Origin of the sequence: Aureimonas sp. N4 (assembly GCF_001463925.1) — a bacterium.
In the GTDB taxonomy this organism is placed as follows: Bacteria; Pseudomonadota; Alphaproteobacteria; order Rhizobiales; family Rhizobiaceae; genus Aureimonas; species Aureimonas ureilytica_A.
Map to the genome: position 1 here is coordinate 128651 of NZ_BBWS01000030.1, position 25721 is coordinate 154371.

Consider the following 25721-nt stretch of genomic DNA (forward strand, 5'->3'; position numbering starts at 1 on the left):
ATGGATCGGCTGCGCGACACGCTGGATGCGCTCGGCCGCTTCGTGGAAGGGTCGGGCCTCAAAGCCGGTGACCGTCTGCCCGCCGAGCGCGAACTGATGCAGGCGCTGGGGGTCGGGCGCTCCACCATTCGCGAGGCAGCGCGCCAGCTTCAGGCGCTGGGTGTTGTGGAAACCCGCAAGGGAAGCGGCTCCTATCTCCTGCGTCCGATCTCGGCCGCCACCATCCACATGCCGCTGTCGATCACCGCGACGGGTCTGCGCGAAGCCCTGCTTCAGACGCTCGACATCCGGCGCGGGCTGGAAGCGGAAGCCAGCGCGCTGGCCGCCATCCGGCACACGGCGGATGATCTCGCCCGCATGAGCGAGCGTCTGGTCGAGATGGAGCGCGTCCATCGGCTCAACGGCACGGCCGGGCCGGAAGACCTTCTCTTCCACCTGTCGATCTACGACGCGGCCCAGAACCCGCTCTTCCGCCAGCTTCTGGAGCAGATGCGCGAGGCCTTCGAGCGCTTCTTCACCAAGCCCTTCGACCGGTCCGATTTCGCCGGTCGCTCCTTTCCGCTTCACCGCGAGATGTTCGACGCGATCGCCGCGCGCGATCCCGGCCTCGCGCGGGAAAAGACCCTCGCCATTCTCGACATCGTCGAGGAGGACATCAAGGACATGTCGCAATGACCGATGCCGCCGGGCTCGACCCTTTCTCGCTGATCGCGGCCCATGACGAGCGCCACGCCTTCGACGCGGTGGTGCCGCCGATCGCGCAGACCTCGCTCTTCACCTTCAACTCCTTCGCCGAGATGGAAGAGACCTATCTCGGCCAGCGCGTGCGCCCGACCTACACGCGCGGTCTCAACCCGACCGTGCGCCTGTTCGAGGAAAAGCTCGCCGCCATGGAAGGCGCGGAAGACGCGATGGGCTTTGCCAGCGGCATGGCGGCCATCTCCTCGACGGTTCTGGCCTTCGCCCAGCCGGGAGACCGGATCGTCGCGGTGCGCCATGTCTACCCGGATGCCTATCGCCTCTTCGAAATCCTCTTGAAGCGGATGCGCATCGAGGTGACCTATGTCGATGGGCGCGACGAGGAGGCCGTCGCCAAGGCGCTGCCGGGCGCCAAGCTCTTCTACATGGAAAGTCCGACGAGCTGGGTGATGGAAGCCCATGATGTCGGCGTGCTGGCGGCGCTCGCCAAGGCGCACGGTGTCCTCACCATGATCGACAATTCCTGGGCGACGCCGGTCTTCCAGAGGCCGATTTCGCTGGGCGTCGATCTCGTCATCCATTCCGCCTCGAAATATCTCGGCGGCCATTCGGACGTCGTGGCCGGCGTCGTCGCCGGCTCCAAGGCGATGATCCGCGAAATCCGCGCGCAGACCTATCCCTATCTCGGGGGCAAGCTCTCGCCCTTCGACGCTTGGCTCCTGATCCGGGGCCTGCGCACCCTGCCGATCCGCATGAAGGCGCACGAGGCGGACGCGCTCAGCGTCGCCCATCATCTGAAGGCGATGGATTGCGTCGAATCCGTCCAGCACCCCGCGCTCGCCAACGCGCTGCCGGCGGGGCTCACGGGCACGTCCGGCCTCTTCTCCTTCACCTTCAAGGACGGCGTGAACGTGCCGCGCTTTGCCGACACCTTGAGGCTCTTCAAGCTCGGCGTGTCCTGGGGCGGGCATGAGAGCCTCTGCGTGCCGGGGCAGGTCGTCCTGTCGCAGAACCAGGGGCCGAATTCCGGCCACGCCTTCGGCATCTCGCCGCGCTCCGTGCGCCTCCATGTCGGCCTCGAAGGCGCAGGCGCGCTGAAGGCCGATCTCGACGCGGCCGTCGCCGCCGCTCTCGCCGCCTGATCCCTATCGAAACCGCTATCTCAGGAGACATCGCAGACATGAAACGCACCATCCTCACCGCGTCCCTCGCCTCCTTTCTCCTGACCGGAACGGCGATGGCCGACACGACGCTGAAGCTCACCGAAGTGATCACCAGCCCTTCGCGCACCGAGACGCTGAAGGAGATCGTCGCCCAGTTCGAGAAGGCCAATCCCGGCACCAAGGTCGAGATCACCTCGCTGCCCTGGGGCGAAGCCTTCGAGAAGTTCGCGACCATGGTCTCGGCCGGCGAAACGCCCGATGTCATGGAAATGCCGGACACCTGGGTCGCGCTCTATGCCAACAACGGCGCGCTGGAAAACCTCGAGCCCTATCTCGCCAAGTGGAGCGGCACGGCCGATCTGAACGAGCGCGCGCTGGAGTTCGGCCGGCAGGTGGACGGCAAGACGGCCTATATGCTGCCCTACGGCTTCTATCTCGGCGCCATGTTCTACAACAAGAAGCTCTTCGCGGAAGCGGGCGTCGAAGGCCCGCCCAAGACGATCGCCGAGTTCCAGGCGGCGTCCGAGAAGGTTTCCAAGCTGCCGGGCAAGTACGGCTACTGCCTGCGCGGCGCGCGCGGCGGCCTCAACGACTGGACGGTGTTCATGAACGCCATCGCCGGCAACAACACCTTCTTCAAGGACGACGGCACCTCGACCTTCGCCGACCCGGACAAGGTGAAGGGCCTCGCCTGGTACATCGACTATTACAAGAAAGGTCTCGCGCCGAAGGACTCCATCTCCTGGGGCTTCAACGAGACGGTGGCCGGCTTCTATTCCGGCACCTGCGCGATGCTGAACCAGGACCCGGACGCGCTGATCGCGATTTCCGAACGCATGAAGCCTGAGGATTACGGCGTCGTGCCGCTGCCCAAGGGCGAGGCCGGCAAGGCTTTCCCGGTCATCGGCTATGCCGGCTGGTCGATGTTCCAGGCCTCCGAGCACAAGGATCTCGCCTGGAAGCTGATCGAGACGCTGGAAGGCACCGAAGGCAATGTCGCCTGGAACAAGAAGACCGGCGCGCTGCCGGCGCTGAAGTCGGCCGAAAAAGACCCGTTCTATGCCGGCGACAAGTTCAAGGGCTGGTTCGACGAACTGAAGGACGCCAACACCGTCCCGACCTCGCTGCCGAGCTATCTCGAAGAGTTCGCCTTCTTCAAGGATAGCCTCGTGCCCGCCTCCTCGCAGCGCGCGCTTCTGGGCGAAATCACGCCAGAGGAAATGGCGAAGGAATGGGCCGACTATCTCACCACGGCTCAGCAGAAGTTCCTGGCCAACAAGAACTAACCGCGTCTCTTCTCTCGCGCGGCGGCGGCCATCGCGCCGCCGCGCCTCCTTCACCCCTCCCCAAGGGATGACCAGACTTGACCCACACCGCCGCCAGCCTCGCCCCACCGAGGGACCGCCGCACGCCGGGCCAGCGCTTCCTGCAGCGGGCCGAACCCTATCTCTACAGCGCGCCGGCGCTGATCCTGATCCTGGCCGTGATGCTGGTGCCGCTCGCGATCGGCGTGTCCTACGCCTTTCGCGACATGCGCCTGCTCAACCCGTTCAGCGGCGGCTTCGTGGGCCTGAAGCATTTCAACACGCTCTGGACCGACCGCAATTTCTGGCTGGCGCTGAACAACACGCTGGTTTGGACATCCGTCTCGGTGCTTCTTCAGTTCGTGCTGGGGCTGACGCTGGCGCTGCTTCTGAACCGGCCCTTCCCCGGCCGGGGCCTCGCGCAGGCGCTCTGCTTCCTGCCCTGGGCGGTGCCGACCTTTCTTTCGGGTCTCAACTGGGCCTGGCTGTTCAACCCCGTGGTCGGGCCGATCCCGCATTGGCTGGTGGCGCTGGGCATCATGGACGCGCCGACCAACATCCTGGCCGACCCCCAGCTCGCGCTGATCGGGCCGATCATCGCCAATGTCTGGTGGGGCATTCCCTTCTTCGCCATCACCATGCTGGCGGCCCTCCAGTCGATCCCACGCGATATCTATGAAGCCGCGTCGATCGATGGGGCCAATCCGGTGCAGCAGTTCTTCTCGATCACGCTGCCGTTTCTGGCGCCGACCATGGCGATCACCATTCTCCTGCGCACCGTCTGGGTCGCCAATTTCGCCGATCTGATCGTCGTCATGACAGGCGGCGGCCCGGCCGACCGGACGCAGATCGTGGCGAGCTACATCTTCACCACCGCCTTCCGAAAGCTCGATTTCGGCTATGCCTCGGCGATCTCGCTGGTGCTCTTGGCGCTTCTCCTCCTTTATTCGCTCGCGCTGGTGTCGCTCCGCCAGATGCTTCTGCGGAAGGGCTGAACCCCATGCGCCGCGCCTTCTCGCTCAGTACCGTCGCCCATCGCCTCGCGCTCCTCGCCTTCATCGTCTTCGCGCTGTTTCCGCTCTTCTGGCTGGTGAAGGTCTCGGTGACGCCGAACGACCTCATGTATTCCGAAGGGGTCCGCCTATGGCCCTCGCGCACGAGCTTCGAGCATTTCCGCTTCGTCCTGGAGAACTCGAATTTCCCGCTCTTCTTCCGCAACAGCCTGATCGTGTCGCTTTCGACGGCGGCGATCGTGACTGTCATCGCGGCCTTCGGCGGCTATGCGTTCTCGCGCTTCGAGTTCCGCGGCAAGCTCTGGATGACTGGGCTTCTGCTGGTGACGCAGATGTTCCCGCTGGTGATGCTGATCGCGCCGATCTTCAAGATGCTTTCGCCGCTCGGCCTCACCAATTCGCTGACCGGCCTGATCGTCGTCTACACCGCCTTCAACGTGCCCTTCGCCATCTTCCTGATGCAGAGCTTCTTCGACGGCATTCCGAAGGATCTGGAAGAGGCCGCGCAGATCGACGGGGCCAGCCGGTTTCAGGCCTTCCGCGAGATCATCGTGCCGCTCACCCTGCCCGGCATGGCCGCGACGCTCGGCTTCGTCTTCACCGCCGCCTGGAGCGAGTTGCTCTTCGCGCTGATGCTCGTGTCGAAGGTGGACGCCTCCACCTTCCCGGTCGGGCTTCTGTCCTTCGTGTCGAAGTTCGGTGTCGATTTCGGGCAGATGATGGCGGCCGGCGTGCTCGCGCTCATCCCCGCCGTCCTGTTCTTCCTTCTCATCCAGCGTTTCCTCGTGCAGGGCCTGACGGCCGGCGCGGTCAAGGGCTGAAAGGTCTCGTCATGGCTGCCATCGACATCCGCTCCGTTCATAAGGCCTATGGCCCGCTCACCATCCTGCGCTCGGTCGATCTGTCCATCCGCTCGGGCGAGTTCATCGTTCTGGTCGGCCCCTCCGGCTGCGGCAAGTCCACGCTTCTACGCATGATCGCGGGCCTCGAAGAGGTGACGGACGGCGAGATCGCCATTGCCGGCCAGCGCGTCAACGAACTCGCGCCCAAGGACCGGAATCTCGCCATGGTGTTTCAGTCCTACGCGCTCTATCCGCATATGAGCGTCGCCGGAAACATGAGCTATGCCCTGCGCCTGAAGAAGACGCCGAAGGAGCGCATCGCCTCGGCCGTATCAGGCGCGGCCGACAAGCTCGGCCTGACCAAGCTGATCGACCGCCGCCCCAAGGCGCTGTCGGGCGGGCAGCGCCAGCGCGTTGCCATGGGCCGCGCCATCGTGCGCCAGCCGCAGGCGTTCCTCTTCGACGAGCCCCTGTCCAATCTCGACGCGCGCCTGCGCGAGCACATGCGCGCCGAGATCAAGAAGCTGCACCAGTCCCTCAACGCCACGTCGATCTATGTCACGCACGACCAGATCGAAGCGATGACCCTGGCCGATCGGATCGTCGCCATGGAAGGGGGCGAAATCCAGCAGATCGGCTCGCCGCTCGATCTCTACGAGCGCCCGGCCAATCGCTTCGTCGCCGGCTTCATCGGCTCGCCCGCCATGAACTTCCTCGACGGCCGCGTGCGGCGCGCGGGCGGCGAGACCTTTCTCGATCTCGGCGAGAACCGCCGCGTGCCCCTTCCCGCCTCGACGGCGGCGACCGACGGTACGCCCGTCACGCTCGGCATCCGGCCCGAGCATGTGCTGGTCGGCGAAGGTTCCGGCCTCGAATGCCCGGTGGAACTGGTGGAGCCGACGGGCATGGGCACGATCGTCCATTGCGATCTCGGCGGCGTCTCGATGAAGGCGTTCACGCCGGGCGTCAGCCGGCTGCGCGCCGGCGACCGCATTCCGATCCGCCTTGCCACCGACCATCTGCATCTGTTTGCGGCGGAAGGCGGGGCTCGGTTGAACTGAGGCGACCGGACGAGCCAAGCATCGCCCCGTAGTATCTCAACCTTTGAGCAGCGCCTTCAGCGCACGCACCGCCCCTTCGTCGGTGCGCCGCTCCGTGGGGCTCGCAAAACCCAGCCGCTCGGCTGCGGGGCTGTGCACCGGAACCGACCTAGAGCAGGACGCGTGAACCTCGGTGATCGGCAGGCTTGCTATCAGACCGGGCAACGTCGCGGCCGTGATGCCCGAGCCCGGCATGATGGTAATGCGCCCCTCCGCCCGCTCCATCAAGCAGGCGAGGACGGGCAGGCCGTCGGGCGCGGTGCGCGCGCCGCCTGAGGTGAGAACCCGCTCGAACCCGAGGCCGATCGCCTGATCCAGAGCCGCGTCGAAATCCGGCCCGGCCAGATCGAAGGCGCGGTGCAGCGTCGTTCCGAGCCCCTCCGCCGCGCGCAGGAGGCGCTCCAATAGTCTGATGTCAAGCCGTCCATCCGGCAGACCTGCGCCCAGCACGACACCCGCCAACCCCGCCTCTCGCGCGGCCGCGATGTCGCGCTCCATCAGATCCGCCTCGGCAGACGAAAAGCAGAAATCCCCGGCGCGGGGTCGGATCATCGCATAGACAGGCAGCGCCAACGCGCCGGCCATCTGCATGAAACCGACCGAAGGCGTCAGGCCGCCCAGCGCCAGCGCCGAACACAGCTCGATGCGATCCGCCCCGCCGCGCACCGCCGCGTCCAGGCCGGCCGCATCGTCCACGCAGATTTCGAGCCGGCGCACCGGATTTGCAGTCTGGTTCAAGGACAGGCTTTCAGAGGACACGCGCCCTCGCGCTGAAGGTGGCGCGTGCGCGTGCGGCAGGTATGGATTCCCCTTCCCTCACAGCGTTTCCGTGACCTTGCGCAGCTTGGCGGGGCGGTCCGGGTCGTGCCCGCGCCGGCGCGCCAGCGCCTCGGCCATGACATAGAAGGCGACGATCATCGGGATTGAATCGGTGAGCCCATGGCCTGTCGCGGCAGAGGGCAGGTCGCGCCCCTCGCCCACCGCGAAAACCGCGCCCCCGAAAGCCCGCAAGCGCTCCAATGCGGCGAGGCTCGAGGCTTCGGCCGCGTCCGCCGGCACGAAGGCCAGAATGGGCACATCGGGTCCGACGATCTGCATCGGCCCATGCGCGACCTCGGCAGCCGAAAAGGCCTCGGCATGAAGCCCCGCCGTTTCCTTGCATTTCAGCGCCGCTTCCAGCGCAATCGCAAAGGCCGGGCCGCGCCCGACCGTGAAGAGCGAGCGGGCGGTCACGAGCCGCTCCAGTGCCGGCGACCAGTCCATCCGCGCGCTGCGCGAGATGGCCGCCGGCAGGTCGCGCACCGCGCGCTCCAGCACCTCGTCGCCGGTCCATACGGCCGTGATGGCGGCCGCCGCCGCGACCGACGCGACGAAGCTCTTGGTGGCCGCGACGCTCTTTTCCTCACCCGCATGGAGCGGGATCACGATATCGGCGCCCTCCGCCAGGGGTGAATCCGTCCGGTTGAGAAGCGCGACGGCCAGCGCTCCGCCGCGCCGCGCATTGGCCTGAAGGGCGAGAATGTCCGGGCTCTGGCCCGATTGCGAGACGCTGAAGACGACGCCGCCCGGCAGGCGCAATTGCGCGCCATAGACCGAGGCGACCGAGGGGCCGATCGAGGCCACGGGCAATCCCAGGGAAATCTCGACGGCATATTTCAGATAGCTCGCCGCGTGATCCGACGAGCCGCGCGCGGACGTGACGATGGCGGCCGGCGGCATCATGCGAAGACGCGCGCCGAGATCGGCGATGGCACGGCCCTCGCGCTCCAGAAGGCGCGCGACGACCTCGGCCGCCTCGTCCGTTTCACGCCGCATGAAGGTGGTGCTCGCCTCGCTCATGCTCATGTCCTCACTTCACCGCGCCGACCGACAGGCCGCGCACGAGATAGCGTTGCAGCCAGGCGAAGGCGATGGCCACGGGAATGGTCGCGACGAAGGTCGCCGCCATGACATGGTGCCATTCCACGGTGTAGCGCCCGGCCACCAGCGAGAAGATCTGGATCGGCAGCGTGTAGCTCTCCTGCGTGCGCAGCATGGTGAGCGCGATGACGAACTCGTTCCAGGCGTTGATGAAGGCGAAGATCGCCGTCACCACGATGGCCGGCACGGCGAGCGGGAGAAAGACCGAGACCAGCGTGCGCCAGCGGCTCGCCCCTTCCATCCAGGAGGCCTCTTCCAGATCGCGCGGGATGGTCGCGAAATAGCTCTGGAGCATCCAGACCGTGAAGGCGATGTTGAACGCGCCATAGACGAAGGCGACGGCGCTCACCTTGTCGATCAGCCCGGCCCAGGCCACCAAGCGGAAGAGGCCGATGACGAGCACGATGGGCGACAGCATCTGCGTGACGATCAGGAAGACGCGAAACGCCCCCTGTCCGCGAAAGTCGAAACGGCCGAGCGCATAGGCGGCCGGAATGGAAACGACTAGCGCGACCAGCGTCGAGACCACCGAGACGATCACCGAATTCAACAGCGCCGGTCCGAAATTCGTCGCCTGCCACATGGTCACGAAATTCTCGAAGTCGAGCCGCGAGGGCCACCAGGTCGGGTTCAACACCTCGTCCGGCGTCTTCAGCGCGGTGATAATCATAACCGCGAAGGGAAAGAGGCCCGCCACCACGAAGGGCAGGAGGATCAGCCAGCAGACGAGGCTGCGTTTCAGCTTCGAGCCCATGTCACGCCTCCCGCCGCATCGACAGCCGGACATAGATCAACGTGAACACGAGCAGGATCGCGAACATCACCAGCGAGACGGCGGAAGCCTCGCCCAGCTTTCCCAGCCGGAAGCCCATCTTGTAGAGATAGGTGACGAGAATATCGGTCGAATTGGCCGGCCCGCCTTGAGTCGTCGCCCAGATGATCGGGAAGGAGTTGAACACGTAGATCGTGTTCAGGATCATCGCGATATTGAGGAAGGGCTTCAGCAAGGGCAGCGTGATGGTACGGAACATCGTCCAGCGCCCCGCCCCTTCCAGCGCCGCCGCCTCGTAGAGATCGTCGGGGATGGCCGACAATCCGCCCAGCAGGATCGTCACCGTAAAGGGCACGGTCACGATGATGGCGATGAAGATCTGCATGGGGAAGGCGGTCGAGGCATCCGCCAGCCACTGGATGTTGGTGCCGATGATCCCCAGACCCATCAGCGCCGAATTCAACATGCCGCTTTCGCCCGACAGCGCCCAGCGCCAGACGATAGCCGTCATGGTCAGCGACACGGCCCAAGGCAGCATCACCAGCACCCGCGCCAGCCCCCGCCCATAAAAATCCTCGTTCAAGACCAGCGACACCGGGATCGCCGTCAACAGCGCGCCGCCGACGACACAGACCGTCCAAACCAGCGTCCGCCACAGGCTCGCGATGAAGTTCGGGTCGTTCCACAGCGCCTCGAAATTCGCGAGGCCCACGAAATCACGCAACTGCCCGAAGCGATTGACGCTATGGCTCGCGATCTCCGACAATTCCACGATCGGCCACACCACGATCGCCAGCGCCAGCAAAAGGCTCGGCGCGATCATGAGATAAGGCAAGACAGGCCGCTCGGCGGTCATGGGCGATCCTTGAGGCTGTGGGCATGAGAATGGCGGGGCTGCCGCCCCGTGCCCCGCCCGGGAACGAGTTCCCGGACCCTTCCCGTCTTTTGGAACCTCTTTTCCGAAATCCGGGAGGACCATCGGCCCTCCCGGATTTCGGACATGTGCGCCAAGAGAAGGAGGGGTCCAGGGGAAATCATTTCCCCTGGCAGGGGGTGCGGGGGACAGCGTCCCCCGCGTTCACACGCCTACTGCTTCAGGATCGCGTCCGCCTTCTCGGCGGCGGCCTTCAGCGCGGGTTCGACCTCTTCCTTGCCGAGATAGATGCTCTGGAGGGCATTGGTGGTGAGGTCGGCGATCTCTTCCCAGCCGGGAATGACGGGCGCGAAGCGGGCGTCCGGCAGGAGGCTGGTGAAGACCTTGAGATCGGCGCTGTCGGTGAAATGCTTATCCTCAGCTTCTTCCTTCTCGACGGGCAGGAAGCCTTCGTTGACGGTGAAGGCGACGCGCTGCGGCGTCTGGAACAGGTAGTCGAGGAATTCGAACGCCTCTTTCTTGTTCTTGGAATTCTGGAACATGATGATCGAATCGGTCACGCCATAGGTGCCCTTGTCGCCGGTCGGGCCGGCGGGAATGGCGGTGACCCCGTATTTCAGGTTGGGCGCTTCGTCGCGAATCTGGTTGGACAGGAAGGGCGCGGTGATGACCATGCCGAGCTTGCCCTGCTTGAAGAGGTTCTGCACGTCCTCGCGCGAATAGGACGTGACGCCGGGCTGGGTCGCCTTCTCGTCGATCATGCGCTTGTAGAGCTTGGCAGCTTCGGCCGCTTGCGGCGAGGACAGGCCGGACTTGCCGTCCTTCACGATCTCCGATCCGTAGGACCACATGCCGTAATAGTAATAGACGTCGGTCTCGATTTCCTTGCCCTGGAGGCCGAAACCATAGACGCCATCGCCCAGCGCAGAGATCTTCTTGGCCGCGTCTTCCAGCTCGGCCCAGGTTTTCGGCGCGTCGGCGACGCCGGCCTTCTGGAAGAGGTCCTTGTTATAATACATGGCACGCGCAGAGGCCGCGATCGGCAGGCCGTAGGTCTTGCCCTCCATCACCGAGGGGGTGAGGAAGGTCGGGATGAACCGGTCCTTGAAGGCCTGATCCATATAGCCGTCGAGAGGCTCCGCAATGCCTTGGCTGACGAAGTCGAGCAACCAGCGCGTGCCGATGATGGACAGGTCGGAATTCGTACCGGCCGAAATGTCGGTGGTCAGCTTCTGCTGGAGGCTGTCCCAGGGCACGACCTCGATCTGAATGTCGGTGCCGGGATGGGCCGCTTCGAAGTCTTTGGCGACCTTCTCGAAGTAGGGCCCGGTCTTGGCGGAATATTCCGCCACGGTGACGCGAACGGTGCCGGCCTCGGCTGCGGCCAAAAGGGCCAGAAGCGCGACGCCGGAAAGAGCGAGGCGCGCGGCGCGCGTGGTCCAACGAGATGCGATGCGCATGGGAAACCGATCCTCCTTCGCGGCGCGGACCGATCGTTCGGTTCCCCTGCCGATGACGAAACGCCGTGATGGTTCTCCATGTAAAAAATTTTCGCAAGCCCATTCGTTAGGCAGTTCGTTGAGTTTTTCCCGTTGCTTTTTTTCATTTTGGCGAACAGCATCGCGTTCGTTCCGCTTCCTGCCGTGAGCCTCCATGCCGGATTCCTCCTCTCCCCTCGTTCTGATCACGGGCGCCTGCGGCGGCATCGGCGGCGCGCTGGTGGAGCGCTTCGCCGCCTCCGGCGCTCGGCTGATCCTGTGCGATTTGAGCGAGGAGGCGCTGGCCGGCGTCCAGAACCCCGCCATCGTTCTGCGCCTCGGCTTCGATCTGGCCGACCCCGCCGCCTGCCGTGAGGCGGCACGGCGCGTGATGGCGGAAGCCGGCGTGCCGGATATCTTCGTCTCCAATGCCGGCTGGACGCGCGCCGAGACGCTGGAAACGACGGATGACGAGGCGTGGCGACGGGAACTCGCCATCAATCTCACCGGCACACGCGATCTGGCAACGCCCCTCCTGTCGGGCATGCGCCAGCGGGGCTCGGGGGCTTTCGTCTTCGTCTCGTCGGTGAATGCGCTCGGGCACTATGGCAACCCCGCCTATTCCGCCGCCAAGGCCGGACTTCTGGCCTATATGCGGGCCATCGCCGTGGAAGCGGGGCCGGACGGGGTGCGCGCCAATGCGGTCTGCCCCGGCTCGGTGCGCACGCAGGCTTGGGACCACCGCTTCGCCGAGAAGCCCGATCTCCTCGGCCGCATCGCCCCGCTTTATCCGATGCGCCGCATGGTGACCCCCGCGGAGGTGGCCGAGTCCGTGTTCTTCCTCGCCTCGCCCGCCAGTTCCGGCATCACCGGCGTAGCGCTTCCCGTGGACGCGGGCCTGTCGGCCGGCAACCCGCCCTTCGTCGACGCGATTTCCTGAAAGGACCGTCATGGCCGAACTCAGCCTTCACGCGCTCCAGAAACGCTACGGACCGCTCGACATCCTGCACGGGCTCGATCTGGAGGTGCGGGACGGCGAATTCATCGTGCTGGTCGGCCCGTCCGGCTGCGGCAAGTCCACCCTGCTTCGCATGATCGCGGGCCTCGACACCGTTTCCTCCGGCGAGCTTCGCATCGGGGGCAAGCGCGCCAACGACCTGCCGCCGCAGAAGCGCAACATCGCCATGGTGTTTCAATCCTACGCGCTGTTTCCGCATATGAGCGTGCGCGACAACATCCTCTACGGACCGAAGGTGCGCGGCGACGAGCCGGCCAAGACGGAGAGCCGGCTGAAAAAGGCCGCCGACATTCTCAATCTCGGCCCCTATCTCGACCGTAAGCCGGCTCAGCTTTCGGGCGGCCAGCGCCAGCGCGTGGCCATGGGCCGCGCCATCATGCGCGAGCCCGACCTTTTCCTGTTCGACGAGCCGCTCTCCAATCTCGACGCCAAGCTGCGGATGCAGATGCGCACCGAGATCAAGGCCCTGCACCAGACGCTCGGCTCCACCATCGTCTATGTCACGCATGATCAGATCGAGGCCATGACCATGGCGGATCGGATCGTGGTCATGAACGCGGGCCGGATCGAGCAGGTCGGCGCGCCGCTGGAGCTTTACGATCGGCCCGCCAACATCTTCGTCGCCGGCTTTCTCGGCTCGCCGCCCATGAACCTCCTGCCCGCGCGGCGCGGCAGTGATGGGGTGCTGGCGCTGGCCGACATGGCCTTCGGCACAGGTGGCCCTGCCCTGCCGCTCGTCGCGCCTGCCACCGAGGGCACTGACTTCCTCGTCGGTATCCGGCCGGAACGCTTCCGCCGCACGGGCGACGGCGGCTTGCCGCTGAAGGTCGGCGTGGTGGAGCCGACCGGGGCGGAAACTCATGTCTATGGCACGATCGGCGAAACGGCCGTGCGCGTCGTCCTGTCCGAGCGCGTGGTGGCACAGCCGGGCGAAATCCTGCCGCTCACCGTCGCGCCGGATGATTGCCATCTCTTCGAAGCCTCCAGCGGGCGGCGCGTGGAACGGGCGCTCGCCGCGTGAGGCCACGCGAAGGCGCGCGGGAGCCGTCGCCGCCCTCGGGTGGACGCGCCCATGCGCCCGGCTTCGACATCATCGCCCGGCTGCGCGCGATGACGGAAAGCGGCACCAAGACGGAGCGTCGGCTGGCCGCCTTCGTCCTCACCAACACGCGCCTCGCCTCGACCGGCTCGATCGCGGAGATCGCAGAGCGCTGCGGCACGTCGGAGCCAACGGTCACGCGCTTTGCCCGCGCGCTTGGCTGCCGGGGAACGGCGGATTTCAAGTTTCGGCTGGCGCAGGCGCTGGCCGTCGGCGGCCTCTATCTCGACGCCGACACGAGCCCACCGCAGGGCGAGCCCGGCCATGCAGCCGACGCGGTCTATGACGGGGCTTCGGCCGCCCTCTCGCGCATCCGCGCCTCCCTCGATCGGGACATGGTGGCGCGCATGGCGCTGCGCCTTGCCAATAGTCGGCGCATCCTGGCGCTCGGCTCGGGCGGCACCTCCTCCATGCTGGCCAAGGAACTGGAAAACCGCCTGTTCCGGCTGGGGCTCGACATCAGGGCCGAGGCGGACGGGCAGATGCAGCGGATGCTCGCCAGCGTCGCCGGCCCCGGCACGGCGGTTCTGGCGCTCTCGGTCTCCGGCCATGGGCGCAGCATCGTGGAGGCCAGCGCCATCGCGCGCTCCTATGGCGCGGAGATCCTCGCCATCACCGCCCCCGGCTCGCCGCTGGCGCGCGGCTGCGACATGCTCCTGCCCTTCGAGAATGTCGAGGACGGCAATCTCTACAAGCCGAGTTCCAGCCGCTACGCGCTTCTGGCGCTGGTGGACATTCTCGCCCTTTCCACCGCCGAGGCGATCGGCCCCCGCATGTTCGAAGGGCTGCGGCGCATCCGGCAGAACCTCAACGCCCATGCCGCGCCCGATCCGGCGCTGCCGATCGGAGATTGATCTCCATGCCGCCCGTGTCCTCGTGAAGACGCGCAGCCGCCTTCGCGGACGCCCCCATCTGACAAGGAACCCTTGATGCTCCCGACCGAGAACCCCTTTCCGCCCGGCGATGCCGACCGCCACACGCTTTGGCAGATGCTGGTGGAGCGGGACATCGACGCGTTTTTGGCCGCCGACTGGTCCCTGGTGGATGGCGATTTCGCGCATGACCGCTTCTTCGGCCTCCATGCGCACAAGTCCGAAATCCCCGATTCCTGGCGTCTCGCCTTTCCGACGCTGGAATCCTACCGCGACGAGTGGTTGCGCCAAGCCGAGGCCGCCAAGCTCATCCGCTATGCCGAGCCCGTGCGCGAGGCCTTGTTCCGCGCGACGAACCTGCGCGACATCGACATTTCGGGCGACCGGGCCGTGGCACACAAAAAGTTCGACGGCACTTTGGCGCTGGAAGGCGGTGGCGTCGAGGTCCTGAGCTGGCAGACGCTCTATTTCGCGAGCCGCATCAATGGTCAGTGGAAGCTGACGGGCTTCGTCGGATACATGCCCTTCCCACTCGGGCGCGCCCGCACCGCATGAGGCAAGGGGCGGCGCGAAAGCCGCCCTGCGTCTTGTCAGGGCTGGCCGCCGCCACCGGCCAAGCCATCGAATCTACGTGGTGGCAACGCTCGATTCACGCGAAGCCAGAAGGCACGGAGCAGCCGACGAGCGCGGCCAGTTCGTCGGTGCGACTTCATAGAACGGTGCGAGACGCCTGCGCGGCTGACGGATGAGACACCGTTCACCACAGGCTGGGCGGGACGCGGCTCGGCCTTTTGCATTCACAAGGTAATCCGCACCCTCCGTTGCACGTCCACAACGCCAACGGCTGCAGCTTCCACACCCCGCTCTTCGATCACGGCTTCGCGAGGCGCACTGCGAAGGGTCGGCAGACATTGCCGCGAGCGTGCAGCGCCTTACCCTTTGAAAACACTGAGCCCCGCCCCTCTTGGCGAAAATCCCTCGAAGGCCGGACCATCCGACGTGACCATTCCCTATTGCGGCGCGCCGCCCGCGCCGGCCGATCTCCTATCGGCTTGGAATCTCGACCCCATCGTTCTGGCGCTTCTCGCCCTGACGCTCGCGGGCGGCGAATGGCGATTGCGCGGGCGCTCCGGTCCCGCCCGTCTCTGGCATCGTCTGGCGATCGCCTCGCTGTTTCTCGCCTTCGTCTCGCCGCTCTGTGCGCTGTCCTCCGCGCTGTTCTCGGTGCGGGTCGTCCATCACCTCCTGCTCATCTCACTGGCCGCCCCTCTTCTGGCGCTCGCTTGGCCGCAAAGGCGAGCCTTTCCGCTGGCCGGCCTTTCCGTGCTGGCGCTGGTCCATGTCGTGCTGGTCTGGCTCTGGCACGCGCCCGCGCCCTATGCTCTCGCGCTCAGCCATGACGCGATCTACTGGCTGATGGAACTCTCGCTGCTCGGCTCGGCCGTGGTGCTCTGGCGCGGGTTGCTGGCGCCCGGCGCGCCGTTGATGCGGGTTCTTCTGATCCATCTCGGCATCGTCGCGCAGATGGGCCTTCTCGGCGCGCTCATCACCTTCGCGCCCGATCCGCTCTACGCCCCGCATTTCCTGTCGACCCTGCCCTATGGCCTTTCGGCGCTGGAGGACCAGCAATTGGCCGGGCTCCTGATGTGGGTACCCGCCAACCTGCCCTATCTCCTCGCCGCGCTTCTGGCGCTCGCCACGCACTTAAGGACCGAGGAGCGCGCGGCGTGATCCTCGTCTGGACCAAGAGCCTTCATATCGCGGCGCTGGTGATCTGGTGCGGCGGGCTGCTGCTTCTGCCCGTCCTGATGAACCAGCGCGAGGCAGCGGGCCACGGGCCGCCCCTTCATCGGCTCCACGCCTTCACGCGATTTGCCTATATCGTCGTGATCTCTCCGGCGGCCTTTCTCGCCATCGCGTCGGGCACGGCGCTGATCCTCCTGCGCGAGGTCTTCACCGCCTGGTTCGCGCTGAAACTTCTGTTCGTCGGCGTGCTCACCGGGCTTCATGTCTGGACGGGACTGGTGATCCTCTCGCTGTTCGAAGACGAGAAGCATTTTCGGGCCTGGCGCATGGTGTCCGCGCTCGTCGTCCTGTCGCTGACGTTGCTCGCCATTCTCTGGCTGGTGCTTGCAAAGCCGACCGTCGATCTCGCCCTCGTGCCCGACCTGTTTCATCGGCCGGGCGCGCTGGGCGAGTTCGGGCGCGGTCTCATTCGTCGTCTGACACCATGATGCCGACGCCATGATGCAGGATCAGCTTGCCCCCATGCCAGCCCGCCAGCCCGGTCAGCGCGCCGCCCAGAACCGAGAGGAACAGGCCGAGCGGCAGAACGGCGTCCGGCTGCGTCAGCCTGAGACCCCAGTTCATGCCCATGACGGAAATCAGTGTCATGGCCGCGATGGCGTGGGTCCAGCTGGCCGCTCTCGCCCGGATGCCCGGCACGAAGATCAGCTCCATCGTGCCGACCAGCCCCGCGCCGATGCCCGTCAGAAAGGCGAAGCCCGCCGCCCAGAGGCCGCAGCGCACCCAGAACGGATCGGCCGACCACCAGTAGAACACGTCGCTGCCGAGCGTCGCGATGGCGAGCGCGATCGGAAAATGCACGGCCATGGCGTGAACCGGATGGCCCGCCACCGCGATGGCCGACGAAATGTCCTTTTCCGCCACTTTGCTGATAACGGGGCTGACGCCGGATCGAGTGGACGAATTCGCCTCGGACATATTGTTTCCTCGCCCCTGCCTCAGCCGGCACGCTTGATCGCGCCCCTCGCCCTTTCACTTGGGCTTTCGGGCTGCGCCGGCAAGCTGTCGATTCTCGATCCAGCCGGACCGGCGGCGCAGTCCACCGCGACGCTCTGGTGGGTCATGCTCTCGGGCGCGAGTGCCATTCTCGCTCTCGTGCTGGCGCTCGTCGCCTTCGCCTTCCTGAAGCCCGGCTGGGGCCAGGACATTCCGCCCAAGCGCTGGCTCGTCTGGGGCGGGCTCGCCTTTCCCGGCGTCGTCCTTACCGCGCTTCTCGTCTTCGCGCTCGCGACAGGGGAGCGGCTTTTGGCCCATCCCGGCGCGCCCGGCCTCGTGCGCGTCGAAGCCCGGCCGTATCAATGGCGCTGGGAGTTCCGCTATCCCGGCCGCGAGGGCGCGACGGAGACTGTGCTGCATGTGCCGGCCAACCAGCCGATCGACGTCGCGGTCATCGGCACGGACGTGATCCACGCCTTCTGGGTGCCGCGTCTGGGTGGCAAGATCGACGCCATTCCCGGCCACGTGAACGTGATCCGCCTCCAGGCCGACCGGCCGGGCACCTATGGCGGCGTCTGCGCCGAGTTCTGCGGCACGGGCCATGCCGAGATGAGCTTTTCGGTGATCGCCCATCCGCCCGAAAGTTTCGAGGCGGCGCTCGATCAGGCGCTCGCTGCGGCCCCCGCCCCCTCCCTCTCGCAGGAGCCCGCGCCTTGAGCGAGACCCCGACGCCGACACAAGCCCCTGGGTCGCCACTGTCGCCGGCCGCGCTGCATCTCGCCCTGGAGCGCATCTGGCACACGCCGCCCGGCTGGGGCCGGCTGTCGGCCGTCAATCATACGGTGATCGGCCGCCGCTTCATCATCGCGGCCTTCACCTTCTTCGCCATTGGCGGCGTGCTCGCCATGCTGATCCGCGCGCAGCTCGCCACCGCCCATAGCGGCTTCGTCGGCCCCGAACTCTACAGCCAGATTTTCACCATGCATGGCACGGTGATGATGTTCCTCTTCGCCATCCCGATGTTCGAAGGGGTGGCCATGTATTTCCTGCCCAAGATGCTGGGCGCACGGGACCTGGCCTTTCCCCGCCTCTCGGCCTTCGGTTTCTATTGCTATGTCTTCGGCGGCTCGATCCTGATCCTGGCCATGCTGGCGGGCTATGCGCCCAATTCCGGCTGGTTCATGTACACGCCGCTCTCGTCCGGCACCTATTCGCCGGGCATCAATGCCGATGTCTGGCTGCTCGGCATCACCTTCGTCGAGATTTCGGCCATGGGCGCGGCCATCGAGCTGACCGTCTCGATCCTGAAGCTGCGCGCGCCGGGCATGAGTCTGGCACGAATGCCGCTCTTTGCCTGGTACATTCTCGTCACCGCCGGCATGATGCTGGTGGGCTTCCCGCCGCTGATCCTCGGCTCGATCCTTCTGGAGGCCGAGCGCGCCTTCGACCTGCCCTTCTTCGACCCGACGCGCGGGGGCGATGCGCTTCTCTGGCAGCATCTCTTCTGGCTCTTCGGCCACCCGGAGGTCTACATCATCTTCCTGCCGGCGGCGGGCGTCATCTCGACCATTCTGCCGGTTCTCGTCGGGCGCGCGATCCTCGGCTATTCCTGGATCGTCGTGGCGGTCACGGCCATGGGCTTCCTGTCCTTCGGCCTCTGGGTCCACCACATGTTCACGGTGGGCATCCCGCATCTGGCGCAGGGCTTCTTCTCGGCCGCGAGCGTCCTCGTCGCCGTGCCGACCGGCATTCAGATCTTTCTCTGGATCGGCACGATGATGGCCGGCCGGCCGAAGCTGACCGTGCCGATGCTGTACCTCCTCGGCTTCTTCTTCGTCTTCGTCTGCGGCGGGCTGACCGGCGTCATGCTCGCCATCGTGCCCTTCGACTGGCAGGTGCACGACACGCAATTCGTCGTCGCCCATATGCATTACGTGCTGGTAGGCGGCTTCATCTTCCCCATGCTCGCCGCCGCCTATTACTGGCTGCCGCATTTCACCGGGCGCGAGCCGGTCTACAAGGTCGGCATCGTCGCCTTCTGGCTGATCTTTCTCGGCTTCAACGCGACCTTCCTGATCATGCACCTGACCGGGCTCTACGGGATGCCCCGGCGCTATTACACTTACGACACCGGCTATGGCTGGGACCTGCCCAATCTCGTGTCCTCGATGGGCGGCTTCGTCATGACCATGGGCTTCGCGCTCTTCGCGGTGGACATGCTGTTCCAGTTCCGCCTCGGCCGCGTCGCGCCGCGTAATCCCTGGCGCGCCGGCACGCTGGAATGGGCGACCGCGACGCCCCCGCCCTCCTACGCCTTCGCCGCCCTGCCGGAGGTCGCCTCGCGCGACCCGTTGCACGACACGCCCGATCTCGGGCGGGAACTCGCCGCCGGGCAAGGCTATCTCGCGACGCCCCGCAATGGGTGGCAGGAAACGCTGGTCGTCTCGATGAATTCCGCCAGACCCGAGGCCATCGCCATTCTGCCGAAGCCGACATTCCTGCCGCTTGCGACGGCGGCGGCGATCGGGCTGTTCGTCCTGTCGCTTCTGTTCAAGCTCTACTGGGCTTCCCTCCTTCTACCGCTTCTGGTGCTCGGCCTGTTCCTCGCCTGGACGCCGGCGTCGGGCGCGAAGGCCGATCTCGGTGCCCTCCCGGCCGGGCGCGGCCTGTCGCTGCCGACCCAGGCGGAAACCGAGCGGCCTCTGTCCTGGTGGGCCATGGTCTTTCTGCTTCTCGCCGATGGCACGATCTTCGCCTCGCTCGCCTTCGGCACGCTGTTTCTCTGGCTGGTCGCGCCGGGCTGGCCGCCCCCAGGCGGCTTCGATGCGCCCCTTGTCCGGCTCGCCTTGATCGCTCTCGCCGCGCTGGGCGCCAGCGCCGCCAGCCGGCTGGCGCTGCGCCCACTCCCGCGCAGCGGCGCGCCTTCGCTCACGCTTCTGGCGCTGGCGCTCGCCGCCCAAGCCATCGCAGCCGGGCTGGCGCTGGCGACCATCGGGCAAAGCCTGCCCGCGCCGACGAGCCACGCGGCCTATGCCAGCGTTTCGGCCTTGCTCTTCTATGTCGCTGTTCATGCCGGGCTCGGCGTGGTCTTCGCCGGCTTCGGGTTCTGGCGCGTCAAAGCCGGCTATGTCTCGGCCCGGCGCAGCGGGGACCTTCGCATCGGCGCGCTCTGGCACGACTATACGGCGGCGACCACGCTTCTGGCCTGTCTGCTCATCGCGGCGTTAGCCTTTCTCCTGCCGCTGCGGGAGGCCGCGCTGTGAAACTTGCCCTGCGGCTTCCCTCGCTGATTCTGCTGGTCGCCGGCTTCGTGATTTGGAGTTCGGCCTTTGTCGTGCTTTATGGCGCGCTGTCGGTCGGCTGCGCCTTTGGATGGGACACTGCTTCTCTAGGTCCGGTCAGCGCCCTTCGCGCAGTTCTCATCGCGCTGTGGCTCGCGCATCTCGCAGCGCTCGGCGCCCTCTGGTGGCTATGCCGAATGCGAGCGCAGAAAGCGGGCGAGGCCGACGCCTTTCTCGGCTGGGCCGCGCTTCATGCGACCTGGGCCGCAGTGGTGGTGACGATCGTCAATTACGGGCCGATCCTCGGCCTGACGCTCTGCCTCTGATTCCTGCGCCGGAAACGAAAACGGCGGCCTGAAGGCCGCCGCTCGACACGTGATGAAGACGTCGCGCTTACTGCGCGGCGACGGCCGCCGGGCCGCCTTCGAGGCGCTTGCCGACGATGCTGCGTAGCTCGCGCAGATCCTTGGCGAAGGAGCGGATGCCCTCGGCGAGCTTTTCGGTCGCCATAGCGTCCTCGTTCAGCGCCCAACGGAAGGTGCGCTCGTCCATCGTGATCGGATCGACCTTGTTGAACGTCTCGGGCGAAAGCTTACGCTCCAGCGTGCCTTGGTCGTTCGCGAGTTCCTTGAGCAGCGCCGGCGAGATGGTCAGGCGGTCGCAGCCCGCCAAAGCCTCGATCTCGCCCACATTGCGGAACGAAGCGCCCATGACGACGGTCTTGATGCCGTTGGACTTGTAGTAGTCGTAGATCGAGCGAACCGACAGGACGCCCGGATCTTCCTCAGGTCCGTAGGTCTTGCCGGTGGACTTGGCGTACCAGTCCATGATGCGGCCGACGAAGGGCGAGATCAGGAAGACGCCGGCATCGGCGCAGGCAATGGCCTGGGCCTTCGAGAAGATCAGCGTCAGATTGGTGTCGATCCCCTCCTTCTGAAGGACTTCGGCGGCGCGGATGCCTTCCCAGGTGGCGGCGAGCTTGATCAGGATCTTCTCCCGGTCGACGCCGCGCTCCTTGTAGTCTGCGATGATGTGGCGGGCGCGGTTCACCGAGCCTTCCACGTCGAAGGACAGGTCGGCATCGACTTCGGTCGAAACGCGGCCGGGAACGAGCTCGGCCAGCGCGGCGCCGACGGACACCGCGAGGCGATCGGCCACGGCATTGGCGACGGAGCGGCCGTCACCGCCCTTGGACTGGCCCCAGCTCAGCGCCTCGGCGAAGGCGTCGTCGAACATGGGCGTGCCGAGCGCCTTCAGAACGATGGTCGGGTTGGTCGTGCAGTCCACCGGCCGAAGCTCGCGAACCGCCTCAATGTCGCCCGTGTCGGCGACGACGGTGGTCATCTCACGAAGTTGGTCGAGCTTGGATGCCATCGGATGTTCCATTCGTCGAAGTTGGTGTGAGTCGAAAACGGCGCTGTGTCTCTGATGTGTCGTCCGGGATGCGCAGGCGCAAGGCGGATGGCACGAAGTTTCGGCAGAACGCGCCGGATTCTCTGCCAACTTGTTTAGCTCCCAATCCCTTCCACGACAATTCCGCGACGCGCTCGCTCGCGTCTTCTCGTGTGGACGGTTCGCACAAACCTTGCCGAAAGGTTGACAGACGCCGACCCCATCCGCTCTATCTGCAACCGTCAGGGGACCTGTGGCCCGGATGCGACAGTAAAGAGCCGGTATGAGCCGCGCGCTCTTGCCGTCGCGAAACCGCCTCAGTCGGGTTCGAAGCCGGTCGCAGTTCAGACGGGACGTGAATGCACCACGAACGTTACGCCAAACCGGACTTCGGCAATGAGCCGCCGCTGGTCGCCGACCGCAGGCGCAAGCCCGATCGCCGTCAGGTATCGGCCCGCTGGTTGGCGGGAACGCTGCTGACCGGCATCACCTCCACCGCGCTCATGGGCATCGCCCTCTCGGCCGCCCATGACGGGCACCATATTCTGGTGCGCCCGGCGGTGGTGAGCGTGGCGGCGGCCGCCGTCAGCGATCTCTCGGAAAAGGGCGAGCGCGTGTTCGCGACCCCGATCCCGATCGACCGCAACCGCTCCACCATCGAGGTGCCGACCTTGATCCGCGACGGCAAGCGCGAAGTGCTGCGCACCATGCCCTTCGCCTATGCTTCCATGCTTCTGGGCGCGCGCCATCCCACCACCGGCTCCTATCCCGCCTTCGACGCGATGAAGGTACTGGCCGACGACGACGAGCCCGACACCGCCCCGCCGCCCGAGACGGGCCAGATCTACGAGGCCAAGGTCGAGGCGGACGTGGACGTCTCCATGCAGGCCTTCGACTTCGCCGCCCCGGCCGACAAGTTCGCCGATATCGGCACCAAGGAAGCCGAGCTTCTGGTGCGGGCCGCCGCGCCCAAGCGCAATGCCGCCCCGGTGCAGGTCGCGGCCATCCAGCCCTTCGACGCCAGCCGCTTTGGCGGCGGCATGTCGGATGCCGACGAATATGTGCCGGGCTCGGCCTTCCGCGTCATTCGCGAGAACGTCTCGGTCTCGGCCTCGGAGGGCGCGGGCGAGCGCTCGGCGCGCTATTTCGAGGAGATCGTCCCCTTCCGCGAGGAGCGCTCCATCCAGGACGCGCTGGACGACAGCGGCCACGAAGAGGCGAGCGAGGCCGCCACAAGCCTCGGGCAGTTGCTTGGTCGCAACGCGCTGGATGCCGGCGAGGTGCTGCGCCTGGGGCTGGAGCCCGATGGCGACGGCTCGCGCATCGTTCGCCTGTCGGCCTATCGCGGCACGAAACATCTGGCGACTGTCGGGCTGGACGATCGCGGCGCGTTCCGGCAGGCGCCCGAGCCGGCGCTCAGCCGATCGGTGGCCGAGGCCTTCGACGAGAACGCCACCGAAGCGCCGCTGCGCCAGAACATGCCGACCGTCTATGACGGCATCTATCAGGCCGGACTCGCCTATGGGCTCGACAACCGGCTCTGCCAGAAGCTGATCCGCATTCTGGCCGCCGATGTGGATTATCAGGCGCGGCTCGAACGCGACGACAGGCTGACGATTCTCTATTCGCTCGAAGAGGGCAAGCAGACCGCGACGGCCGATTCCCAGATTCTCTATGTCGAGGCCAAGTTCGGCGGCGACACCAAGCGCTTCTATCGATTCTTCACGCCCGACGACGGACAGGCCGACTACTACGACGAGGAAGGCCGCTCCTCGAAACAGTTCCTACTCCGCAACCCCGTCCCGAACGGGCGCTTCACCTCCCCCTTCGGCTCGCGCCGGCATCCCATTCTGGGCTATTCGCGCATGCACTGGGGCGTCGACTGGGCCGCGCCGCGCGGCACGCCCATTCTGGCGTCGGGCTCAGGGACAGTGGTGCGCGCCGGCTGGTCCACCGGCAACGGCCAGCAGACCGTGATCAAGCACGCCAATGGCTACGAGACCTCCTATTCGCACCAGAGTCAGATCGCCAAGGGCGTGGTCGCCGGGGCGCGGGTGCGCCAGGGCCAGATCATTGGCTATGTCGGCTCCACCGGTCTCTCCACCGGCAACCATCTCCATTACGAAGTGAGCGTCAACGGAACGCGCGTCGATCCCATGCGCATCCGCCTGCCCAATGGGCGGCAATTGTCGGGCGAGCAGCTGGAGGCCTTCACCAAGGAGCGCCAGCGCATCGAGAACATCCTGAAGGACAGCGCGGCCGAAATGCACGTCGCCGGCCGCTGACGAGCCTATCATCGGCGCATGAAAAAAGGGCGGAGCCGCAAGGCCCCGCCCTTTCGCGTTTGAGGCGATCCGCCGCCTATTCCTGAGGCTGGATCGAGGATTGCGAGCGCCAGAGGTCGATGCCGCCCTCGGTCGCGTGACGGTCGATGTCGGACAGCTCTTCGCCCGAGAAGCTCGTGTTGGCGAGCGCGTCGAGCGAGGAATCGAGCTGCTGCACCGTGCGCGCGCCGATCAGAGCCGAGGTCACGCGCTCATTGCGCAGGACCCAGGCGATCGCCATCTGCGCCAGCGACTGGCCGCGCCGCTCGGCGATGGCGTGCAGCGCGCGGATGCGGCCGATATTCTCTTCCGTCACAAGGCCGGTGGAGAAGGAGCCTTCCTTGGCGGCGCGCGAATCCTGCGGCACGCCGTTCAGATATTTGTTGGTCAGCAAGCCCTGCGCCAGCGGCGAGAAGGCGATGCAGCCGACGCCGAGTTCCGTCAGCGTGTCGAGCAGCCCGTCCTCGGTCCAGCGGTTGAGCATGGAATAGGAGGGCTGATGGATCAGCAACGGGGTGCCCATCTCCTTCAGGATGGCATGGGCGCGGCGCGTCAGCTCCGGCGAATAGGAAGAGACGCCGACATAAAGCGCCTTGCCCGAGCGCACGATCTGGTCGAGCGCGCCCATCGTCTCTTCCAGCGGGGTCTTGGGGTCGGGGCGGTGGTGGTAGAAAATATCGACATAGTCGAGCCCCATGCGCTTGAGGCTCTGATCGAGGCTGGCGATCAGATACTTGCGCGAGCCGAAATTGCCGTAAGGGCCGGGCCACATGTCCCAGCCGGCCTTGGACGAGATAATGAGTTCGTCGCGATAGGGCCGGAAGTCCTGCTCCATCCAGCGACCGAAATTCTCTTCCGCCGAGCCATAGGGCGGGCCGTAATTGTTGGCGAGGTCGAAATGCGTGACGCCCCGGTCGAAGGCGCGACGCAAGATGGCGCGGCCCGTCTCGTAGACATCCGTCCCGCCGAAATTCTGCCAGAGGCCGAGCGATACGGCCGGAAGATCGATTCCCGATCGGCCGCAGCGCCGATAGCTCATCGCGCCGTAGCGCTTCTCGTCCGCGATATAGGTCATGTCAGGCTTCCTTCCCTTGAGCTCGCAGCGCTCCGCCCGAAGGCTGATTCGAGCGCCAAGCCCCGCGCGGGACTATAAGGGCGACAGGGATTCTGGAAAGCCGGGTGCGAGACCGATCGTTGCGCCAGCTGCCGATCCTTCTCTCCCCAGATCCTATCGGCAATAGGTCGAATCGTGCGACCGCGCGGCGATGTCGAGATGAAGATGCGTGCCGTGGTCATTGTCCGTTCCCGGCCCCAGCACCGTGCGGAACGGGCCGCAGGCCGCGCGGCGGATTTTGGCGGCGAAGCGATCCTCCGCCGTGCCGGGCTCGGTCGCCTCCACCGGCACGCTCTTGCCGTTGCCGAGTTCGAAGGCGGCGATGTCGATGGCGCTGCCGCGTGAGTGCTCCGAGATGCGGGACTCGCTCGCCCGCGCGCGGCAGCTATAGGTCGAGGCGTGGCCCAGCGCCTTCACTTTGGCCCCGTCGAACTCTTCCTTCGCGGCCGGCACCACGCCCTCGCTCACCCAAATATCGAGCGCCAAGGCCGTGCGGCACAGAAAGGTCGTGCCCGGCGAGACTTTGACACCCGACGAGAGCTTCGTCAGCGAAACCGGACGCAGGACGCCGCATTCGCCCTCGGCGATCGTCTCGCCCACGGTGAACTCGGCGCCCCGCGCCTTCAACTCCTTCTCGCAGGCGACGGTATCCTCAACGGCGGCGGCGGCTTCCACCGTCTGAGCCGGCGTCACCGCCATGTCGGGAACGGCGGG

At 66.2% G+C, this 25721-nt stretch carries 25 protein-coding genes; 16 read left to right on the forward strand and 9 right to left on the reverse strand.

Annotation, left to right across the window (positions count from 1 at the left end):
• The 6 genes from AUL28_RS09775 (at position 1) to AUL28_RS09800 (ending at position 6082) form a co-directional block, all read left to right on the forward strand.
• Positions 1–675 carry a FadR/GntR family transcriptional regulator gene (locus AUL28_RS09775; RefSeq protein ID WP_156419947.1) on the forward strand — a complete coding sequence of 225 codons (675 nt, stop codon included), beginning with the start codon at positions 1–3 and terminating at the stop codon, positions 673–675.
• Positions 672–1841, forward strand: a complete 1170-nt coding sequence (locus AUL28_RS09780) for a PLP-dependent transferase (protein WP_062232002.1) — start codon at positions 672–674, stop codon at positions 1839–1841. Before AUL28_RS09775 ends, AUL28_RS09780 begins: the two co-directional genes overlap by 4 nt.
• Positions 1842–1879: 38 nt before the next feature.
• The gene (locus AUL28_RS09785) at positions 1880–3148 is read left to right on the forward strand and encodes an ABC transporter substrate-binding protein (protein ID WP_058601476.1); all 1269 of its coding nucleotides are present in this window, start codon (positions 1880–1882) and stop codon (positions 3146–3148) included.
• Positions 3149–3225: 77 nt separating this feature from the next.
• Positions 3226–4161: a carbohydrate ABC transporter permease gene (locus AUL28_RS09790; RefSeq protein ID WP_058601475.1), complete on the forward strand. Its 936-nt coding sequence runs from the start codon at positions 3226–3228 to the stop codon at positions 4159–4161.
• A gap of 5 nt (positions 4162–4166) precedes the next feature.
• Positions 4167–5000, forward strand: a complete 834-nt coding sequence (locus AUL28_RS09795; protein WP_062232004.1) for a carbohydrate ABC transporter permease — start codon at positions 4167–4169, stop codon at positions 4998–5000.
• A gap of 11 nt (positions 5001–5011) precedes the next feature.
• Positions 5012–6082: an ABC transporter ATP-binding protein gene (locus tag AUL28_RS09800; protein ID WP_062232006.1), complete on the forward strand. Its 1071-nt coding sequence runs from the start codon at positions 5012–5014 to the stop codon at positions 6080–6082.
• Between the two features lie 36 nt (positions 6083–6118).
• On the opposite strand, the gene AUL28_RS09805 is transcribed toward AUL28_RS09800, so the two are convergent.
• The 5 genes from AUL28_RS09805 to AUL28_RS09825 all read right to left on the reverse strand — a co-directional run bounded on the left by AUL28_RS09805 (position 6119) and on the right by AUL28_RS09825 (position 11147).
• Complete coding sequence (locus tag AUL28_RS09805; protein WP_244493473.1) at positions 6119–6859, reverse strand: copper homeostasis protein CutC; 741 nt, start codon at positions 6857–6859, stop codon at positions 6119–6121.
• Positions 6860–6937: 78 nt separating this feature from the next.
• The gene (locus AUL28_RS09810; protein WP_062232010.1) at positions 6938–7960 is read right to left on the reverse strand and encodes an SIS domain-containing protein; all 1023 of its coding nucleotides are present in this window, start codon (positions 7958–7960) and stop codon (positions 6938–6940) included.
• 10 nt (positions 7961–7970) lie between these two features.
• Complete coding sequence (locus AUL28_RS09815) at positions 7971–8795, reverse strand: carbohydrate ABC transporter permease (RefSeq protein ID WP_062232012.1); 825 nt, start codon at positions 8793–8795, stop codon at positions 7971–7973.
• A gap of 1 nt (position 8796) precedes the next feature.
• Positions 8797–9669: a carbohydrate ABC transporter permease gene (locus AUL28_RS09820; protein ID WP_058601470.1), complete on the reverse strand. Its 873-nt coding sequence runs from the start codon at positions 9667–9669 to the stop codon at positions 8797–8799.
• A gap of 230 nt (positions 9670–9899) precedes the next feature.
• A complete protein-coding gene (locus tag AUL28_RS09825) occupies positions 9900–11147 on the reverse strand; it encodes an ABC transporter substrate-binding protein (protein WP_062232014.1) in 1248 nt (415 codons plus the stop codon).
• Between the two features lie 193 nt (positions 11148–11340).
• Here AUL28_RS09825 and AUL28_RS09830 point away from each other — a divergent pair, with 193 nt between their 5' ends.
• The 6 genes from AUL28_RS09830 to AUL28_RS09855 all read left to right on the forward strand — a co-directional run bounded on the left by AUL28_RS09830 (position 11341) and on the right by AUL28_RS09855 (position 16388).
• A complete protein-coding gene (locus tag AUL28_RS09830) occupies positions 11341–12105 on the forward strand; it encodes an SDR family oxidoreductase (RefSeq protein WP_062232017.1) in 765 nt (254 codons plus the stop codon).
• Positions 12106–12115: 10 nt separating this feature from the next.
• Positions 12116–13204 carry an ABC transporter ATP-binding protein gene (locus AUL28_RS09835; RefSeq protein WP_062232018.1) on the forward strand — a complete coding sequence of 363 codons (1089 nt, stop codon included), beginning with the start codon at positions 12116–12118 and terminating at the stop codon, positions 13202–13204.
• Between the two features lie 68 nt (positions 13205–13272).
• Complete coding sequence (locus AUL28_RS09840) at positions 13273–14136, forward strand: MurR/RpiR family transcriptional regulator (protein ID WP_275477563.1); 864 nt, start codon at positions 13273–13275, stop codon at positions 14134–14136.
• Positions 14137–14211: 75 nt separating this feature from the next.
• Positions 14212–14709: a hypothetical protein gene (locus tag AUL28_RS09845; RefSeq protein WP_062218042.1), complete on the forward strand. Its 498-nt coding sequence runs from the start codon at positions 14212–14214 to the stop codon at positions 14707–14709.
• Between the two features lie 444 nt (positions 14710–15153).
• A complete protein-coding gene (locus tag AUL28_RS09850) occupies positions 15154–15885 on the forward strand; it encodes a cytochrome c oxidase assembly protein (protein ID WP_062232020.1) in 732 nt (243 codons plus the stop codon).
• Complete coding sequence (locus AUL28_RS09855; RefSeq protein WP_062232022.1) at positions 15882–16388, forward strand: CopD family protein; 507 nt, start codon at positions 15882–15884, stop codon at positions 16386–16388. Before AUL28_RS09850 ends, AUL28_RS09855 begins: the two co-directional genes overlap by 4 nt.
• Here AUL28_RS09855 and AUL28_RS09860 read toward each other — a convergent pair.
• A complete protein-coding gene (locus AUL28_RS09860) occupies positions 16366–16878 on the reverse strand; it encodes a DUF2231 domain-containing protein (RefSeq protein ID WP_058601464.1) in 513 nt (170 codons plus the stop codon). The genes AUL28_RS09855 and AUL28_RS09860 overlap by 23 nt on opposite strands.
• A gap of 33 nt (positions 16879–16911) precedes the next feature.
• On the opposite strand from AUL28_RS09860, the gene coxB reads away from it, so the two are divergent.
• Genes coxB through AUL28_RS09875 form a run of 3 tightly spaced genes read left to right on the forward strand, consistent with a single transcriptional unit; the run spans position 16912 to position 20503 of the window.
• On the forward strand, positions 16912–17613 hold the full coding sequence (gene coxB / locus AUL28_RS09865) for a cytochrome c oxidase subunit II (protein WP_062232024.1): 702 nt from the start codon (positions 16912–16914) through the stop codon (positions 17611–17613).
• Positions 17610–20159, forward strand: coding sequence for a cytochrome c oxidase subunit I (ctaD, locus tag AUL28_RS09870; protein ID WP_062232026.1), 2550 nt, complete (start codon positions 17610–17612; stop codon positions 20157–20159). The genes coxB and ctaD overlap by 4 nt, the downstream gene beginning before the upstream one ends.
• Positions 20156–20503, forward strand: a complete 348-nt coding sequence (locus AUL28_RS09875; RefSeq protein WP_058601461.1) for a hypothetical protein — start codon at positions 20156–20158, stop codon at positions 20501–20503. The genes ctaD and AUL28_RS09875 overlap by 4 nt, the downstream gene beginning before the upstream one ends.
• Positions 20504–20570: 67 nt before the next feature.
• Here AUL28_RS09875 and tal read toward each other — a convergent pair whose 3' ends face one another.
• The gene (gene tal, locus AUL28_RS09880; protein WP_058601460.1) at positions 20571–21551 is read right to left on the reverse strand and encodes a transaldolase; all 981 of its coding nucleotides are present in this window, start codon (positions 21549–21551) and stop codon (positions 20571–20573) included.
• A gap of 377 nt (positions 21552–21928) precedes the next feature.
• Between tal and AUL28_RS09885 the strand changes: the two genes are divergently transcribed.
• Positions 21929–23854: a M23 family metallopeptidase gene (locus AUL28_RS09885; protein ID WP_062232028.1), complete on the forward strand. Its 1926-nt coding sequence runs from the start codon at positions 21929–21931 to the stop codon at positions 23852–23854.
• A gap of 76 nt (positions 23855–23930) precedes the next feature.
• Here the strand turns inward: AUL28_RS09885 and mgrA are convergent, their stop codons facing one another.
• The gene (mgrA, locus tag AUL28_RS09890) at positions 23931–24968 is read right to left on the reverse strand and encodes an L-glyceraldehyde 3-phosphate reductase (RefSeq protein ID WP_062232030.1); all 1038 of its coding nucleotides are present in this window, start codon (positions 24966–24968) and stop codon (positions 23931–23933) included.
• A 153-nt stretch (positions 24969–25121) separates the two neighbouring features.
• Positions 25122–25721, reverse strand: a 600-nt coding sequence (locus AUL28_RS09895; RefSeq protein WP_192843430.1) for an extensin-like domain-containing protein, incomplete at its 5' end; no start/stop codon positions are given.

Coding starts and splice junctions, on each gene's coding strand:
- AUL28_RS09815 (WP_062232012.1), bottom strand. CDS start 8,795: ATGGGCTCGAAGCTGAAACGCAGCCTCGTCTGCTGGCTGATCCTCCTG.
- AUL28_RS09835 (WP_062232018.1), top strand. CDS start 12,116: ATGGCCGAACTCAGCCTTCACGCGCTCCAGAAACGCTACGGACCGCTC.
- AUL28_RS09885 (WP_062232028.1), top strand. CDS start 21,929: ATGCACCACGAACGTTACGCCAAACCGGACTTCGGCAATGAGCCGCCG.
- tal (WP_058601460.1), bottom strand. CDS start 21,551: ATGGCATCCAAGCTCGACCAACTTCGTGAGATGACCACCGTCGTCGCC.
- AUL28_RS09830 (WP_062232017.1), top strand. CDS start 11,341: ATGCCGGATTCCTCCTCTCCCCTCGTTCTGATCACGGGCGCCTGCGGC.
- AUL28_RS09785 (WP_058601476.1), top strand. CDS start 1,880: ATGAAACGCACCATCCTCACCGCGTCCCTCGCCTCCTTTCTCCTGACC.
- AUL28_RS09860 (WP_058601464.1), bottom strand. CDS start 16,878: ATGTCCGAGGCGAATTCGTCCACTCGATCCGGCGTCAGCCCCGTTATC.
- AUL28_RS09820 (WP_058601470.1), bottom strand. CDS start 9,669: ATGACCGCCGAGCGGCCTGTCTTGCCTTATCTCATGATCGCGCCGAGC.
- AUL28_RS09800 (WP_062232006.1), top strand. CDS start 5,012: ATGGCTGCCATCGACATCCGCTCCGTTCATAAGGCCTATGGCCCGCTC.
- AUL28_RS09780 (WP_062232002.1), top strand. CDS start 672: ATGACCGATGCCGCCGGGCTCGACCCTTTCTCGCTGATCGCGGCCCAT.
- AUL28_RS09845 (WP_062218042.1), top strand. CDS start 14,212: ATGCTCCCGACCGAGAACCCCTTTCCGCCCGGCGATGCCGACCGCCAC.
- AUL28_RS09810 (WP_062232010.1), bottom strand. CDS start 7,960: ATGAGCGAGGCGAGCACCACCTTCATGCGGCGTGAAACGGACGAGGCG.
- AUL28_RS09795 (WP_062232004.1), top strand. CDS start 4,167: ATGCGCCGCGCCTTCTCGCTCAGTACCGTCGCCCATCGCCTCGCGCTC.
- AUL28_RS09825 (WP_062232014.1), bottom strand. CDS start 11,147: ATGCGCATCGCATCTCGTTGGACCACGCGCGCCGCGCGCCTCGCTCTT.
- mgrA (WP_062232030.1), bottom strand. CDS start 24,968: ATGACCTATATCGCGGACGAGAAGCGCTACGGCGCGATGAGCTATCGG.
- AUL28_RS09775 (WP_156419947.1), top strand. CDS start 1: ATGGATCGGCTGCGCGACACGCTGGATGCGCTCGGCCGCTTCGTGGAA.